17 protein-coding genes are annotated in these 15,936 nt (G+C 62.1%); 9 read left to right on the forward strand and 8 right to left on the reverse strand.

Going from position 1 to position 15,936, the window contains the following annotated elements:
* Positions 1-111 precede the first annotated feature (111 nt).
* From SynA1524_RS12505 to SynA1524_RS13130, 3 genes are read right to left on the reverse strand one after another with little or no spacing between them, the layout of a single operon-like run.
* Positions 112-267: a hypothetical protein gene (locus SynA1524_RS12505; protein WP_222930522.1), complete on the reverse strand. Its 156-nt coding sequence runs from the start codon at positions 265-267 to the stop codon at positions 112-114.
* A complete protein-coding gene (locus SynA1524_RS12510; RefSeq protein ID WP_186498347.1) occupies positions 264-1,694 on the reverse strand; it encodes a sodium:solute symporter family protein in 1,431 nt (476 codons plus the stop codon). The genes SynA1524_RS12505 and SynA1524_RS12510 overlap by 4 nt, the downstream gene beginning before the upstream one ends.
* A complete protein-coding gene (locus SynA1524_RS13130; protein ID WP_286188597.1) occupies positions 1,684-1,809 on the reverse strand; it encodes a hypothetical protein in 126 nt (41 codons plus the stop codon). Before SynA1524_RS13130 ends, SynA1524_RS12510 begins: the two co-directional genes overlap by 11 nt.
* A gap of 198 nt (positions 1,810-2,007) precedes the next feature.
* Here SynA1524_RS13130 and SynA1524_RS12515 point away from each other — a divergent pair, with 198 nt between their 5' ends.
* From SynA1524_RS12515 to SynA1524_RS12525, 3 genes are read left to right on the forward strand one after another with little or no spacing between them, the layout of a single operon-like run.
* The gene (locus tag SynA1524_RS12515; protein ID WP_186499654.1) at positions 2,008-3,480 is read left to right on the forward strand and encodes a circularly permuted type 2 ATP-grasp protein; all 1,473 of its coding nucleotides are present in this window, start codon (positions 2,008-2,010) and stop codon (positions 3,478-3,480) included.
* Entirely contained in the window at positions 3,474-4,457 is a 984-nt protein-coding gene (locus SynA1524_RS12520) for an alpha-E domain-containing protein (RefSeq protein WP_186498348.1), read from the forward strand. The genes SynA1524_RS12515 and SynA1524_RS12520 overlap by 7 nt, the downstream gene beginning before the upstream one ends.
* Complete coding sequence (locus tag SynA1524_RS12525) at positions 4,442-5,341, forward strand: transglutaminase-like domain-containing protein (RefSeq protein ID WP_186498349.1); 900 nt, start codon at positions 4,442-4,444, stop codon at positions 5,339-5,341. The genes SynA1524_RS12520 and SynA1524_RS12525 overlap by 16 nt, the downstream gene beginning before the upstream one ends.
* On the opposite strand, the gene SynA1524_RS12530 is transcribed toward SynA1524_RS12525, so the two are convergent.
* From SynA1524_RS12530 to SynA1524_RS12540, 3 genes are all read right to left on the reverse strand, one after another.
* Positions 5,329-5,820, reverse strand: coding sequence for a redox protein (locus tag SynA1524_RS12530; RefSeq protein ID WP_186498350.1), 492 nt, complete (start codon positions 5,818-5,820; stop codon positions 5,329-5,331). The genes SynA1524_RS12525 and SynA1524_RS12530 overlap by 13 nt on opposite strands.
* Before the next feature lie 80 nt (positions 5,821-5,900).
* Entirely contained in the window at positions 5,901-6,941 is a 1,041-nt protein-coding gene (locus tag SynA1524_RS12535; RefSeq protein WP_186498351.1) for a GTP 3',8-cyclase MoaA, read from the reverse strand.
* Complete coding sequence (locus SynA1524_RS12540) at positions 6,938-7,564, reverse strand: molybdenum cofactor guanylyltransferase (RefSeq protein ID WP_353616561.1); 627 nt, start codon at positions 7,562-7,564, stop codon at positions 6,938-6,940. The genes SynA1524_RS12535 and SynA1524_RS12540 overlap by 4 nt, the downstream gene beginning before the upstream one ends.
* Before the next feature lie 233 nt (positions 7,565-7,797).
* Here SynA1524_RS12540 and SynA1524_RS12545 point away from each other — a divergent pair, with 233 nt between their 5' ends.
* A complete protein-coding gene (locus SynA1524_RS12545) occupies positions 7,798-9,339 on the forward strand; it encodes a NarK family nitrate/nitrite MFS transporter (RefSeq protein ID WP_186498352.1) in 1,542 nt (513 codons plus the stop codon).
* Between the two features lie 80 nt (positions 9,340-9,419).
* Entirely contained in the window at positions 9,420-11,651 is a 2,232-nt protein-coding gene (locus SynA1524_RS12550) for a nitrate reductase (protein ID WP_186498353.1), read from the forward strand.
* On the opposite strand, the gene SynA1524_RS12555 is transcribed toward SynA1524_RS12550, so the two are convergent.
* Positions 11,632-12,099 (reverse strand): nitrate reductase associated protein, encoded by a 468-nt coding sequence (locus tag SynA1524_RS12555; RefSeq protein ID WP_186498354.1) that lies wholly within the window; start codon positions 12,097-12,099, stop codon positions 11,632-11,634. The two genes, SynA1524_RS12550 and SynA1524_RS12555, sit on opposite strands and share 20 nt — an antisense overlap.
* 275 nt (positions 12,100-12,374) lie before the next feature.
* On the opposite strand from SynA1524_RS12555, the gene SynA1524_RS12560 reads away from it, so the two are divergent.
* The 4 genes from SynA1524_RS12560 to SynA1524_RS12575 are packed head-to-tail and all read left to right on the forward strand — an operon-like array spanning position 12,375 to position 15,127.
* Positions 12,375-12,683, forward strand: a complete 309-nt coding sequence (locus tag SynA1524_RS12560) for a hypothetical protein (protein ID WP_186498355.1) — start codon at positions 12,375-12,377, stop codon at positions 12,681-12,683.
* A gap of 38 nt (positions 12,684-12,721) precedes the next feature.
* Positions 12,722-13,420, forward strand: coding sequence for a carbonic anhydrase (locus SynA1524_RS12565; RefSeq protein WP_186498356.1), 699 nt, complete (start codon positions 12,722-12,724; stop codon positions 13,418-13,420).
* Complete coding sequence (gene moaC, locus SynA1524_RS12570; protein WP_186498357.1) at positions 13,417-13,893, forward strand: cyclic pyranopterin monophosphate synthase MoaC; 477 nt, start codon at positions 13,417-13,419, stop codon at positions 13,891-13,893. Before SynA1524_RS12565 ends, moaC begins: the two co-directional genes overlap by 4 nt.
* Positions 13,877-15,127: a molybdopterin molybdotransferase MoeA gene (locus SynA1524_RS12575; RefSeq protein WP_186498358.1), complete on the forward strand. Its 1,251-nt coding sequence runs from the start codon at positions 13,877-13,879 to the stop codon at positions 15,125-15,127. Before moaC ends, SynA1524_RS12575 begins: the two co-directional genes overlap by 17 nt.
* Here SynA1524_RS12575 and SynA1524_RS12580 read toward each other — a convergent pair.
* Entirely contained in the window at positions 15,124-15,921 is a 798-nt protein-coding gene (locus SynA1524_RS12580) for a hypothetical protein (RefSeq protein ID WP_186498359.1), read from the reverse strand. The genes SynA1524_RS12575 and SynA1524_RS12580 overlap by 4 nt on opposite strands.
* Positions 15,922-15,936: the final 15 nt, after the last annotated feature.

Here is a 15,936-nt window from a genome sequence, read left to right on the forward strand (position 1 = left end):
CTAACAACGCACCAACACCCCTGGCCAGCTTCAAAGAAGTTCTTTATACAAATTTCTAGAAAATAGTTCGACTGAATACTAAATCCGCCACAAATTGTTCAGCTTGAACATTCACCAGACGCGTCCATTGCGCCATTCGAACCACCAAATCACCAGCAACGCGAGCACAGAACAGACGAGCGCCACCTGGCTTCCCACCAGGACCAGACCGAACCAGTGTTGATCCACCAGAACCGTGAACAGCAACGCATTGGCCATGGCGTTCACACCTCCTCTTGCAAAAGATTGAAATCAAACCCTTCCGGCTGCCAGCGGCTGCCCACCACCATCACGACAGCCGAAACGGCTGCGGAGAACACCGCCGCGCAATAGGGAGCAATCAGAACGTAGGCCGACAGTCCCACGGCACTGCCGGCTGCCATGGCGACGATCGCTGCCCAACGATTGGCAGAAGACCAGTAGAGACCGCAAGCCACAGGCCAGACCGTGGAGGCCACCAACGCTCCGGTGAAGAACAGCACCGACGCCAACGAATCCAGCCGCGGCCAGGACAGGGCCAGGGTGAGCACAGCCAGGCCAACCACCATCTGCCTGGCCGCCTGCTTGAGCTGTGCATCGCTCGCCTGGGGGCGCAGCAGACGGAAATAGACGTCTTCCGCCAGCAGATCCGCCGTGGACGCCAACAGCGAATCCAGGGTGGAAGTGAGTGACGCGAAGACCACCACAAACACCAGTGCCGCCCCACCCGCGCCGAGCAGATCCGCTGCCATCACAGGGAACACCATGTTCACCTGCTCCAGCGGCAGGTCCCTGGCGAGCGCAACCAGTCCGATCGATCCCGTCACCAGGGGGACACTCATCCAGGCCAATCCCCCCAAGACAAACGAGGTCATCACCACACTGCGCCGGCTAGCGAACACCCGCGACCACCAGATGTTGTTGTGAAAGACCTCACCCATCGAGAACAGAGCGGAATTCCAGGCGATCAGCAGACCAGCCGGAAGCAAGAGATCCAGCCGGTCAGGGTGCGCACTGATCAAGCGGGCATGCACCTCCGGCATCGGGAACTGACGGAACGCCAGCACCGCCACCACCGCCAGCAACACCATGATCAGCAGCGACTGAATGAAATCGGTTCCGATCACGGCCCGCATGCCGCCGAACAGGGTATAGACGGTGGCGACGCCGATCACCACCACCATGCCCACGTGGTAATCGAAGCCGGAGAGCGCCTGAAGCAACAGACCGGCCCCCATGGCCTGGGTCATCAGAAAACCGAGGGTGTACACAGCGGTGATCACCATGAACACCCACCACGCCAGGCGCCCGTAACGCAACCGGATGAAATCACCACTGGTGCGGCCATACGGCATCAGCTGCTTGATCCGCACGGCCAGCGGCGCGAACAGGATCAAGCCCAGACCGGCCAGGGCATAACTGAACATGCCCCAAAGACCAGTCCTGTAGCCGAATTCCGGAGCCAGCAGTGTGGTGTTTCCTGTCACCCAGGAGGCCATCAGCGTGGCCGTGCTCAACGCCAACCCGATGTTGCGTCCGGCCAGCATGTAGTCGTCGGCATCTCCTTTACCGCGGCGGCCCCAGACGATCCCCAGGGCGATCCACAGCACGGAAAACAATACAACCAGGGCCCAGGCGATGCCAGGCGCCAGAAATGGTGCGGCGTCAACGAGCATCGACCGACCCCCGATCACGCCAGTGCAGATGGCCCTGAATGATCATCGCCACCGTTGCCAGGGTCACCGCAGCACCGAGGGCAAAGATCAGTCCAGCCCAGAGATTGTCATCCAAAGCGAATCTCCTCTTCAGCAGATCTCAGACAAGCAAATCGCGGTGTTCGCGAGCTTGCATTCACGGATAAGAAGTCGCTGGCGCTACCCAAATCACAGGCTGTCAGTGCACTGATGCCTTCAATCTCGAAATGTGTAGCAATCACAACCCGCGGGGCCCTGATCGAGTTTTTGGATGCGCCTATTCATCGTTCAGGCAATGTTCACCGAGTACCGACCAACCCATGGGTACGACGAATATTTTTGCCGTGAACAGTCCGCTCCCCGCGCTGATCTGGAGCCGCTGCTGTCCTCTCTTGGAGCCATGGGGCTGGCGGAACTGAATCGCAGTCATGCATCAGCGAGCAATCTGTTGCGACGCCTTGGCGCCACCTTCCGACTCAACGGATCAGGTCTGCATGGCGGAGAGCGGATCCTTCCCTTCGATCCACTGCCAAGACTCATTCACCGTCAGGAATGGTCCAATCTGGAACGCGGATTGGTGCAACGCCTGGAGGCTATTGATCAGTTTCTGGCGGACGTTTATGGACCCCAACGGATCCTCAACGATGGCGTGATCCCCCGTGAGGATGTGGAGAGCTCCCAGGGCTGGCGGCCCCAGATGCAAGACATCGCCGTGCCGCTCAACCGCTGGTGCCACATCTCAGGAGTAGATCTGATCCGCGATGGCGACGGCACCTGGAGGGTTCTGGAGGACAACCTGCGCTGCCCCTCCGGCGTGGCTTATTTCCTTGAGAACCGTCGGGTGATGAAGCGGTTGTTCCCCAGCCTGTTCCAAGGGCGAACCGTGCAGCCTATCGACGATTACCCCTCCCATCTCTTGCGCACGTTGCAGGATCTGGCCCCTTGGAGTGATGCTCCACGGGTGGTGCTGCTCACCCCCGGCGTGTTCAACAGCGCCTACTTCGAGCACAGCTATCTGGCCCAGCAGATGGGCATTGCCCTGGTGGAAGGCCGCGATCTGATCTGTGAGGACGGACGCGTCTGGATGCGCAGCACGGCCGGTCGGGAACCTGTGGATGTGATCTACAGGCGCATCGATGACGATTTCCTCGATCCGAACGTGTTCCGACGCGATTCGATGCTTGGTGTCCCTGGCCTCATCGATGCCATGCGCTCCGGTCGGGTGGCCATCGCCAACGCCCCTGGGGGCGGTGTCGCCGACGACAAGCTGATCTATGCCTACGTGCCGGCCATGATCCGTTACTACCTCAACGAAGAACCGATCATCGACAACGTCCCCACCTATCTCTGCTCAAGGGACGACGACCGCCGTTATGTGCTCGAACATCTCAACAAACTGGTGGTGAAATCAGTCGCCGAGGCAGGCGGCTACGGAATGTTGATCGGGCCCCACGCCAGCTCTGAGGAGATTGAGAGCTTCGCGGTGAAGATCAAAGCTCACCCGCGCAATTTCATCGCCCAGCCCACGCTGCAGTTATCCACAGTTCCATCCCTCAGCGAAGGGGAGCTGTACCCCTGCCATGTGGATCTGCGCCCCTACGTGCTCCGGGGTAAGAGCGACTGGGTCAGCCCCGGCGGCTTGACTCGTGTAGCCCTGAAACGCGGTTCCCTTGTGGTGAACTCCTCCCAGGGGGGCGGCTGCAAGGACACCTGGGTGGTCAGCGACAGCGCTGTAACGGCTGACAATCAGGAGCTCGTGCCGTGCTGAGCCGTGTGGCCGATTCGCTGTACTGGATCAACCGGTATGTCGAGCGGGCCGAAAACATCTCCCGGTTTCTGGAAGTGAGCGAAGCAATGGCCCTGGATTGCCCCCCGGGCAGCGCTGAGCCCTGGCTTCCGCTAGTGGATGCCAATGGGGACCGCAAGCGTTTTGACGAGGCCTATCCTCAGGGCACACCACGGGACGTCGTCAGCTTTTTGCTGCTGGATCGCGACAACCCCAACAGCATCGTGAGTTGCATCGCCAACGCCCGTGAGAACGCTCGCCAAATCCGCGATGTGATCACCACGGAAATGTGGGAGCAGCTCAATGACCTCTATTGGAACGTTCAAGACGGTGAGGCGCTCTGGCAGGAGCCGGATCAAGAACAGCTGCGCAGCATCCGACGCGGATGTCAGCTCTTCTACGGCATCACAGACGTGACCCTCAGTCGTGATCAAGCCTGGCTGTTCAGCCAGCTGGGACAGCTGATCGAACGGGCGGACAAAACCTCCCGCATCCTCGATGTGAAGTACTTCCTGCTGTTGCCAACGCCAACGGAGGTGGGCGGCGTTCTCGATGAATTGCAGTGGATCTCACTGCTTCGAACAGCTGGGGCTTATCAGATGTATCGCCAGAGCGTGCAGCAGGCGATCACACCAGCATCAGTGGCACGATTCCTGCTCCTGGATCAGATCTTTCCCCGTTCGGTTCGCTTCTGCCTGCAACAGATCAACGAGACGCTGCAACGCATTCAGACGAAACCCCACGCCGGCCCACCGGATGACCTGGAATGCCTGGGCGGTCAGTTGCTGGCCCAATGGAGCTACGTCCGCATTGACGCTCTGATCGAACGTGGACTGCATGAGGCCATCGATCAACTGCAAAGCGATCTGAACAGGATGCATGGCCTCATCCACCGCTGCTACTTCACCACCACCGACCTGGGCTCCATCCCCACCGACCCGTCATGCGCGCTGAGCTGACCCATTGCCTCACGTACCGCTACGAGGCTCCGGTGCAGCTCGGAGAACACCGCCTCTGTCTGCGGCCCCGGGCCCAGGGTCATCAACGGCTGATCCACCACACACTGCAGATCACACCGGAACCCTTCCACAGCCATGAGCTGTTGGCCGCCAGTGGCGATGCGATCGAACGCGTGCGCTTCCGAGGTTGCACCGATTTGCTGCAGCTCGAAGCCAGGAGCTTGGTGGAAACCCGGCAAGCCGCACCGCTGCTCACGTGTTTCAACGGACTTGAACCCTCGCTTCCCTATCCGCGCGGTCTGCTGAACCACGACCTGCTGGGGGCTCTGGAAGGGTGGCTGCCCAACGGTCAACACGACCCCTCCGCTGTGGAACTGGCGCAGGACGCTCTGATGGGAAGCAATCAGCAGGTGCTGCCTTTTCTCCAGCAACTGATGGAGATGATCCAGGACCGGGTCAAGTACACCCAGCGCCATGTGGGCCCAGCCTGGCCAGCAGGCCGGACTCTGCGGGAGCGTGTGGGCTCATGCCGTGATCTGGCGATGCTGATGATGGAGTGCTGCCGCAGCGTGGGGCTGCCGGCTCGGTTTGTGAGTGGTTACCACCTGGCCGAACCAGCACCTGAGACCTACAACCTGCACGCCTGGACCGAGATTTATCTGCCAGGTGCCGGCTGGCGCGGTTTTGATCCCAGTGCTGGTGGTGAAATCAGCTCGCGATACATCGTGCTCGCCAGTTCCTCCAAACCGGATCTCAGTGCTGCGGTTCAGGGAAGCTTTACAGGACCCCCAGCAACAACAAGCCACCTCAGCTGGACCATTGACGCAGATGTCGAACCCCGACCGGTCGCCTCGTCCAGCCAAACCATGGTTCAGGCCGCCTGAAGCAGCGGCTCGACACCATGGAGACGGGGTGGCGGAGCCTGAATCGAGGTGACCGCCAACAGCGCTGGAATGCGTGCACTGTTGTAGACGCGGAATTCCTGCACCAACGACACCCCTTCCTCCCGGACCGCCTGGTTGAGAACCACCGAGCCATCGGGATCCGACACCGACCTGTGAAACGTGCCGGGTGGAATGCGCAGGATGTCGCCGCCACTGTCGAGACGCACGATGTGGAACGGCTGATCCCAGGCCAGGTTGACGAGGTAGAACGTTCGCCCACCACTGGCGGCCAGAAGATTGTCTTCCTGGTGCGGATGGAGATAGAACTGCCAGGCCCCACTGGCTGCATCGTTGGGAGGGCTGACCGCCGGACCACTGTGGATCACCAGATCGCGGGCATTGGAGGTGTCCACCGTGACGTCGAAAAAACGCACCGCTGGTGTGTCGCGGAAGCGTTCGTAGGCCAGCAGTTCAAACATCTCCTGGGGCGTGGCAAAGCCCGAGCTCTGAGATGGTTGTACTGGGGTTATCCGAGCAAAACGGTGACGATGGCAACGGTTCAACCACCGAGATAAGCCATTTCGGCATGGGGCATGGAACCGGTCATCCGCTGGCGCTCCTCGCTGTAACGGTCGTCACGGCGCCGCCAGAGATCAGCAACCAGCCGCAGCAATTCCGCCTCACAGTGCAGAGCGGGTTTCAGATCAGTCCCCACCGACGCGAAGAGGCAGCGGAACGCCTGTCCATTAGCTGTGACCCGCAGTCGATTGCAATCGCCGCAAAATGGCTCGCTGATCGAGGCGATCACGCCGAGATGTCCACCACCATCGACGTAACGCCAACGCTGAGCTGTTCCGCCGGTGGGTCGGCCAACTGCCTGAAGCGGCCACCGTGCCCTGATCCGCGTCACCATCTCCGCCGCTGACAGCACCTGATCCGGCCTCCACTGATTGCGGTTGCCTACATCCATGTACTCAATCAGGCGCAATTCCACACCTTGATCACGAGCCAGATCCGCCAGAGGCAGAAGCTGATCCTCATTCACCCCCCGTTGGATCACGGCATTGAGCTTGAGTTCCCCCGCCAAAGGGTCAAAACCAGCGGAACGAGCCGAAGCCAATCCACCGAGCACCTTCTGCACCAATGACTCCCCCGCTGTGGCAGTTGGTCGTCCTGCCATCCGCGCCACCACTGCCCCATCCACGCCATCAAGGCTCACGGTGATGCGATCCAAACCGGCCTGCCTGAGCTCGCGAGCTCGCTGGTCGCTCAGCAAGGTCCCATTGGTGGTGAGGGCCACCTGCTGAAGACCCTGGAGTGGATCGCCAGGCGTTGCCCGTGCTGCCGCGATTGCCTGCAACAGGGGGAGAAGCCGAGCACTGAGCAACGGCTCGCCACCGGTGAGCCGCAGGGTGTGAATCCCCAGCCGGCAGGCAACACGAATCAGGCACAGCTGCTGCTCGAGCCTGAGCAAATCCGGCGGATCCTCAAGATCCGGACAGCAGTAAGGACAGGCCAGGTTGCAGCGGGCCGTCAACGACAACCGAAGCACTCTCAAAGGCCGCGACCGCTGATCGACAAGCGCTGAAGCTGGTGTCATGCCATCAACGCTGCCAGATCCTCCGGACGGTTGGCATTCAGCAAGGCCTGAGACGGCAGCACCACCGGCCGATGGGGCACCGACGCCAACCAAGCCATCCAACGCCGTTCACCGCGGGCCAACTGCTCAGCGAGCCTGGTTTGAAACGGTTCTCCCGTTGGAATCACCGCCAGCAATGGCTGCAGGCGCTTCCCATCCTGGGCAACGGCGATCTGATCAGGCTTCTCATACCAGGCGTTGATCAACTGCTGAAGAACAGCAGCGCTGAGCCGAGGCATGTCGACTGGCAGCACCAGCAGAGCTTCAGCAGGGATGCCAGGCAACACGCGGCCGAGAGCCTGAAGCGGCCCCTGCCAGGGCGGTGGCTCCTGCACAACGGTAACGCCGGGGCGACCAGCCAGTTGATCCCCATGGGCTGGATGACGGCTGACCACCTGCAACGGCAAGCCGAGAAGTCTCACCTGATCCACCAGGGCGGTTAGCCAGAGCCCTCCACTGGGGTGCGGCAGCAGAGCTTTGTCCTGACCCATGCGCTGGCTCTCTCCACCGCTGAACAAGCAGGCACACAACATCAACGCGCACCGATCTCCAGCATCCATAGATTCCACTCCAGCAAAACCCATTCCCCGCGGTGACAACCGCTACCAAGCAAAAACTGAACGCGGATGCTGATCAATCGGATAAGCCCAAGCGATGTTCCGCTGATCACACAAACCCCTCCATTGGTAGCAATTCCAACGAAGTCGTTCCCTGTTGATTGATTAACTGCCCGAGTTAACGGATTTTTTTCGACCGTTTCGCCACCCCCGGGCACCCTTTCGTTTTGAAGCCCGCGGTTTCAACATTTCTCCTCTCAATGCTTGGCGACCTCTGGTCGTTCCAGGGCAGGTACCGAACCCTTCACCTCACCTGGATCGCCTTCTTCCTGACCTTTGTGGTCTGGTTCAATCTGGCCCCTCTGGCCACCACCGTGAAAGCAGACCTGGGACTGACCGTTGGTCAGATCCGGACCGTGGCCATCTGCAACGTGGCCCTCACCATTCCTGCTCGCGTGCTGATCGGCATGCTGCTGGACAAGTTCGGACCCCGGATCACCTACTCCTCGATCCTGGTTTTCTCAGCGATTCCTTGCCTGCTGTTTGCCTCCGCTCAGGACTTCAATCAGCTGGTGGTGGCCCGTCTGCTGCTCTCCATCGTTGGCGCCGGCTTCGTGATCGGCATCCGCATGGTGGCCGAGTGGTTCCCGCCCAAGGAAATCGGCCTGGCTGAAGGTATCTATGGCGGCTGGGGCAACTTCGGCTCCGCCTTCTCCGCTCTCACGATGGTGGCCCTCGCTGGCTTCCTCTCCTTCTCCGGCGGTTTCGAACTGCCCACCGGCGCTGTTCTGAACTGGCGAGGTGCCATCGCCCTCACTGGCATCGTCTCCGCCGTTTACGGCTTTTTCTACTTCTTCAACGTCACCGACACCCCCCCCGGCAAGACGTATCAGCGCCCTGAGAAAACCGCAGGCCTGGAAGTCACCTCCATGCGCGACTTCTGGGGTCTACTCGGCATGAACGTGCCCTTCGCAGCCATCCTCTGCGTGCTCTGCTGGCGTCTCGGCAAGGTGGGCTTCCTTACTTCGTCCACCTACCCACTGGCTCTCGGGGCTGTTGCCGTCTGGTTTGCTTTCCAGACCTGGGGAATCATTCGCACCAACCGCGACCTGATCCTCGGCAACAAGGTCTACCCCAAGGAAGACCGCTACGAGTTCCGCCAGGTGGCGATCCTCGAGCTCACCTACATCGTGAACTTCGGCTCCGAACTGGCCGTGGTTTCGATGCTGCCCACCTTCTTTGAAACCACCTTCGATCTGCCGAAGGCCACCGCCGGAATCCTGGCCTCCTGCTTCGCTTTCGTGAACCTGGTCGCCCGCCCTGCCGGTGGTCTGATCTCCGACCGCGTCGGCAGCCGCAAGAACACCATGGGCTTCCTCACCGCCGGTCTCGGCGTGGGCTATCTGGTGATGAGCATGATCAAGCCGGGCACCTTCACCGGCTCCACCGGCATCGCAGTTGCTGTGGTGATCACCATGCTCGCCTCCTTCTTCGTGCAGTCCGGAGAAGGCGCCACCTTCGCGCTGGTGCCCCTGGTCAAACGTCGTGTCACCGGTCAGGTGGCCGGCCTGGTGGGTGCCTACGGCAACGTTGGTGCTGTGACCTACCTGACCATCTTCAGCCTCCTGCCGATGTGGATAGGCGGCGGCGGCGAACCCACCCCCGAGGTGATCGCGGCTTCCAACAGCGCCTTCTTCCAGATCCTGGGCGTGGCCGGTCTGATCGTGGCCTTCTTCTGCTTCTTCTTCCTCAAGGAACCAAAGGGATCCTTCGCGGAACTGCATGAAGGCGAAACCGCCTGATCGTGGTGTCCACGCAGCGCAGTGGTGCTGCATCACGGCCCGGAGCTTTGGCTTCGGGCTTTTCTCTTTCGTAAGCCCTGATGTCTGACGGCCCCCGCAGTGTTCGCAGCCAGTGCCCCTACTGCGGTGTGGGCTGCGGTCTTGAGCTGCTGCCTCCGGCCGTGAAGGGTCAAGCCGTAAAGCGGGATGCAGAAGGCAACCCGATGTGGACCGCCCGCGGCGACCGGAAGCACCCCTCCAGCCTTGGCCAGGTGTGCATCAAGGGGGCCACCGTCGGCGAGACCCTGGCCAGGGGTCGACTGCGACAACCGTTGTTCCGCAGCAAGCTCACGGACGACTTTGCACCGATCAGCTGGGACGACGCCCTCGACAAAATCACCCGACAGATCAAGGCGAGCGTGGCCCGCCGCGGCAATGCCGATGGCATCGCCATGTACGGCTCCGGGCAGTTCCACACCGAGGATTACTACCTGGCCCAGAAACTGCTGAAAGGCGCCCTGGGCACCAACAATTTCGATGCCAACTCGCGGCTGTGCATGAGCTCAGCGGTGGCCGGCTACACCCGGAGCCTGGGTTCCGATGGCCCCCCCTGCAGCTACGACGATCTGGATCACTGCACGGTGGCCTTTCTGATCGGCACCAACACCGCCGAATGCCACCCGGTGCTGTTCCAGCGGCTGCTGAAGCGGAAACACAAGAACCCCGGCAGCGTCAAGATCGTGGTGGTGGACCCACGCCGCACCGACACCGCCAAAGCGGCTGATATTCACTTGCCGATTGCACCCGGCAGCGACCTTGCCCTGCTGCATGGCATCGCCCACCTGGTGCTGCGGGACAACGGCCAGGATCCGGTCTTCATCGACGACCACACCGAGAACTACGACGCGTTCTTCGACGTGGCCGCCCGCTGGACCCCCAGGCGAGTTGCCCTGTTCTGCAACATCCCCGAGAAACGTCTGCGGGACGTGGCGGCTCTGTTTCACCGGCGCCAAAAGGTGCTGAGTTTGTGGTCGATGGGGGTGAACCAGCGCCGAGAAGGAACGGCCGTGGTGCAAGGCCTGATCAATCTGCATCTGCTCACCGGCCAGATCGGCAAAGAAGGGGCAGGTCCCTTCTCCCTGACCGGCCAACCCAATGCCATGGGCGGCCGCGAAGCCGGAGGCCTGGCACACCTGCTGCCGGGCTATCGCTTGGTGGCCAACCCTGAGCACCGCGCCGAGATGGAACAGGCCTGGCAGCTCCCGGCTGGCCAAATCGCCGGCAAGCCTGGACTTGCCGCGTGGCAGCAGGTGGAAGCGATGGAACGCGGTGACCTTGATCTCTGGTGGGTGGCGGCCACCAACCCGCTGGTGAGCATGCCGGACCTGGATCGGGTCAAACAGGCCATGGGCAACTGCCCGTTGGTGGTGGTGAGCGAGGCCTACGCCGATTCAGAAACGTCCCACTACGCCCACCTGCTGCTGCCAGCCGCCCAATGGAGTGAGAAGGCCGGCACCATGACCAATTCCGAGCGGCGTGTGACCTTCTGTCCTGCCTACCGCCTTCGCTTCGGGGAAAGTCGTCCGGACTGGGAGGTGTTCGCGGACGTGGGTCGCCGGTTGGGTTACACCGAGCAGTTCCGCTTCGATTCGGCTGCCGAGGTGTACGCCGAATTCACCCGACTCACCCAGGGACGCCTCTGTGACGTCAGTGGCCTCAGCCACGAACTGCTCGAGCAAGCGGGGCCTCAGCAATGGCCGTATCCCATGGGCAGCATCCCCAACACAGCAGCCAAACGCCTCTACGAAAACCATCAGTTCGCGACCCCCAGCGGACGGGCCCGTTTCAGCACCGACCAGCCTTTAGGCCTGGCAGAACCCCCCTGCGACACCTACCCATTGGTGCTGACCGTCGGTCGATACCTGGGGCAGTGGCACACGATGACCCGGACCGGGAAAGTGGAGCGGCTGATGAAACAGCACCCTGAGCCATTGCTGGAGATTCATCCAAGCGATGCCCAGGAACTACAACTGCGCAACGGCGAGCTGGCTGCGGTCAGCTCACGCCGCGGCCACCTTACGGCCACGGTGAAGGTCACCGATCGCATCCGCTGCGGAACTGTGTTCCTACCGATGCACTGGGGATTCACTCAGGAGAAGGCTTGCGAAGCCAACACGCTGATGCATGACGATGCCTGCCCGGTGTCCAAGCAACCGGAACTGAAAGCCTGCGCTGTGATCGTGGCGCCGGCGGTCTCCGTGGTGAAACCGGTGGAGCAGGAGAAAGGACACCTGGAGGCACTGCGGCGCCTGCTCACCCCAGCACTTCGCTGAAGGCAGCATCCAGATTGTGGTGGTCATGACCCGGCCGCACCAGCTTGCACAGAGCGAAACGATCCAGCTCAGTGACCTGGGCCCATTGCTCAGGCGTCAACTCCACACCCCGGGCCACCGCAGCGCTGTGAATCTCTGCCGGTAAAACGGACTGCTGCTGCCAGGCTGCGTCCACAGCCGGCGGCAAATCCTTCACCACACCATCAGCCATCCCCTCGGTGAGATCCCGCAGGTGCTTCCGGAGTTGATCGAGCGCATTTGCAGCGTCCGACCAATCCACCAGCTCTTGCCGCTGGTTCTGCGTGAGTGCCAACCAGTGGCTGAGCTTGAGCTTCACACCGGCCAGATCCAACTTGCGGCGCACGCAAAGGGGAATGCAACGCCAGGTGCCGATGAAATCCTGCTCGAAAGCAAAACAATGGCTGGATGAATCAGAGGTGCTGGCCATCAACGAAGCCGGCGAACGGTGTCAATGATGACAACGACCAATCAGGAAATCAGAGATGTTCACCTCGTTACACATCCACGTCCGTGCGATTCGCCCTCTCCCTCGGAATGTTGCTTGGCATGTCCCACGGTTGGGTGACGGCTGAGGGCCAAGCAAACGACAATTCAGGCCTTGCAGTCGTAAGAACCGTTAAATCGACGACAAGTTTTTCTCCATTCAGTAGCGGTCAACACCAATTTTTTCCATACTGAAGATCAATACGAGAGTTTTGAGTTTTGACCAACAGCATCATCTCCGCTGGTCGCAGCCCGATCACCCTGGCCGCCGGCTTTCTCGGAGCCTTCATCGTTGGCTCCCTGGCCGTCCAGCTGGTGCGCAGCCAAACCGCCACCATGTCATCGGGCGTCGCCGCTGTGGAGCCGGTGATCGCGGGCCACGCTGCCCTCTGGGCTCCTTTGGCTGAGCGTGACATCGTCAGCGCCAACACAGGCGCAACGGCCCAACCGGCTGCTGCCATCCAACCCGCCGTTAAGCCGGTTGTCGGCTCCGAGGCCACCCTCTGGGCCCCCTTCGGCGAGCGTTAATCTCACAGCCCATCAGCCGGCCCACATAGGGTGCCGGCATGGGGATTCAGCGGCGTCAATTCCTCCAAACAACGGGCGGTCTGGCCTTGGCCGCCCTGATGCGTGTCCAGCCTGTTGAGGCGGCAGAGGAGGGGTTCTGCGTCCCGGAGGATCCACTCCAGGCCCTGATGGCGGGGAACCGCCGGTTTGCCGAGGCCTGGCAACGGGCCGACCAGGAGAACAAAACGACACTCCGAGCGGCGAATCCCGACCCGCGCTGCTTCCACTCCCCTAGGGCTTTGGCCACCAGCCAAAATCCCTGGGCCACGGTGCTCACCTGCTCTGATTCACGGGTGTCGCCGAGCTGGGTGTTCGACACCACCCCTGGCGAGCTGTTCGTGATCCGCAACGCCGGCAACACCGCCTTCACCGAAGCCATTGCCTCCGTTGAATACAGCGTCAGCGTTCTCAAAACGCCGCTGCTGATGGTGATGGGACACAGCGGCTGCGGAGCCGTCACCGCAGCGATGGGCACCAATCCGCTGACCCCTTCCCTGGACCGGCTGATCCAACCCATCCGGGAGAACATCAGCGGCAGCAGCGATCTGGAAGAAGCGGTGAAGCGCAACGCCCTGGCCAGCGCCTCCACGTTGGTTCAACGCAGCGCCGTTCTGGCCGACGCCAAAACCAGCGGTGCGCTGAAACTGGTGGTGGGTTGCTTCCAACTCAACAGCGGTGTTGTCACCTTGATCGAATGACGCAAAACCTGAGTCATCTGAACCAGCAAGGCGAGGTTCACATGGTGGATGTGGGGGACCGTCCGGCGACCCAGCGCGAAGCCCATGCCCGTGGAGCCATTCGCATGGACGCCTCAACCCTCAGCCTGATCCAGCGGGGCGAGACACCAAAAGGAGATCTTCTCGCGGTCGCACGGGTGGCAGCGATCCAGGCGGCCAAACGCACCTGGGAACTGATTCCCCTGTGCCATCCCCTGCCACTCAGTGGCATGGATGTGACGATCGACGCCGACGCATCGCTGCCTGGCCTGGTCGTCCACTGTCGTTGTCGCACCACAGGCCAGACCGGGGTGGAAATGGAAGCGATGACGGCGGTGTCTGTGGGGCTGCTGACCCTTTACGACATGCTCAAGGCGGTCGATCCACCCATGACGATCGAGGCGATCCAGCTGGAGTTCAAGGAAGGAGGGCGGAACGGTGTCTGGAAGCGCTGAGCCCTATGGACGCGAAGGGCTCCCCCTGGAGGAGGCACGTCGACGGGTTCTGGCGGCGCTTCAGCCGATCACAGCCAGCAACACAGTGCCGCTGCAGCAGGCCCTCGGCCGGGTGAGCGCAGCGGCTGTGCTCGCCAGCGAGGCCGTTCCGGGGTTTAGAGCCTCGATCATGGATGGCTATGCCCTGGGGCAGAGCCACCAGCCCAAACCTGGGGACACCTGGCAACTGAAGGGACGCTCCGCCGCCGGCCAACCCTTCAGCGGGACCCTGACCAACGGCGATGCGATCCGCATCCTCACCGGCGCTCCACTGCCGGACGGTGCCGGCTGGGTACTGCCCCAGGAACTGATCTCCGTTGACGGCAGCAGCCTGCAGCTAGCGAAAGAAGCGTCGGATCGTTCCTGGGTTCGCCCCGAAGATGAGGAATGCCGGCCTGGGGACCTACTTCTGGCCGCTGGACAGCGACTGGGTGCCGCCGATCTCGCACGCCTCGCCGGCTGCGGCATCGCCGACCTAACCGTTGCGCAACAACCACGCATCGGGCTGCTGATCAGCGGGGACGAGCTGGTGCCACCAGGAACAGCGCGGCAACCCGGTGCCATCTGGGAGAGCAACGGCACGCTTCTGGAGACGATGCTCCGGGCCCTCGGTCAATCGGTGACCCAGCGACAGGTGGTGGCCGATCAACCCGACGCCCTGCGCCAGGCCCTGCTGGATCTGGCACATGACTGCGACGTGGTGGTGAGCACCGGCGGCGTCTCCGCCGGCGACAGCGACTGGATCCGGCCGCTGGTGGCGGAGCTGGGTGCCGTGGACTTCTGGAAACTGTTCTTGCGCCCGGGGCGCCCCTTCGCCTTCGGCAGCATCGGTGACGGCGTGCCGTTTTTCGGACTGCCGGGCAATCCCGTGGCGGCGGCGGTCACCGCCCTGCAACTGCTCTGGCCCGCCCTGCAGGTTCTGGAGGGCCAGAGCGAACCGGGGCTGTTCCCCCGGGTGATGGTGGAACTCGCCGACCCGTTGTCCCGCCGACCGGGACGGCCGGAACTGGCCCGGGCCCGCCTCGACACCAACGCCGCAGGAACACTTCTGGCACGGGTGGATGGCTCACAGGCTTCGTCCCGGATCGGTTCGCTGCAACACGCCGATCTGCTGTTGGAACTGCCGGCAGAAGCAGGCCCACTCGAAAGCGGCACCCGTCTCTGGGCCCAGCTGATCCGTCAGCGGATTTTCTAAGCCGCAGCAGGCCGAAAGCGGCGGCGCTCCCAGGCCATAAGCTGGCCCGATGCATCGAAATGGATACTGATCTGCTGAAACAGCGCATCGCCGAGACACCCACCGATCTCGAGGCTGAAGGGCTCACTGGGGAGCTCACTGGGCACGGAGAACACCAAGCCGTCGAGCATCACAGCTGAGCAGTCGTTGTGCAACAGCTGGCTTGGATCGAACAGCATCGGAGCTGCGTCCTCAGGCTTGCCGTTCACCCCCGCTTGCGGCCTGAGCATCTGCCGCTCGCCACTCCATCCATGTACCGGCGCCAGCAGGGCTTCGGGTGTCCCGCATGCGGGACGGTCGGGTTCGGGATCAGGACTGTTCAGGCAACGGAAACCCACCGCCCCAACACGCTGTAAAAGCCAATTGCCGTCGAGCGGTTCCCAGAGCAGCACCAGCATCGAGCGGGAACGTCCGCAGAACAGGTTGATCTCATGGCCGAAGCGGGGACGCTCGGGATCAAGCCCCCGGCTCGACTGACCTCCCGCCCCGGGGAACTGCCAACAGCCTCCACCAGCGTTGTAGGTGGCTCGGCTGATGGGATAGGTGGCCTGACCACCGGGGGCAAAGGCCAGACCCGAGCCATCCCACACCCCGTGGTCATCGTCGGAAAAGGAAATCGCGTAGGTGGTGGGGTCAATCCGACGGGTCGGACGCTGGAGATCCAGCCGACCGCTGCCATCCCGCTCAAACCAATGGCCACAGCCCTGCCAGTGACCGGCGAAATTGCGGCTGTTGAGGGTCCATTGATCGGTCATGTCCGTGACGGCATG

The sequence above is a fragment of the Synechococcus sp. A15-24 genome (genome assembly GCF_014280195.1).
GTDB lineage: Bacteria > Cyanobacteriota > Cyanobacteriia > PCC-6307 > Cyanobiaceae > Parasynechococcus.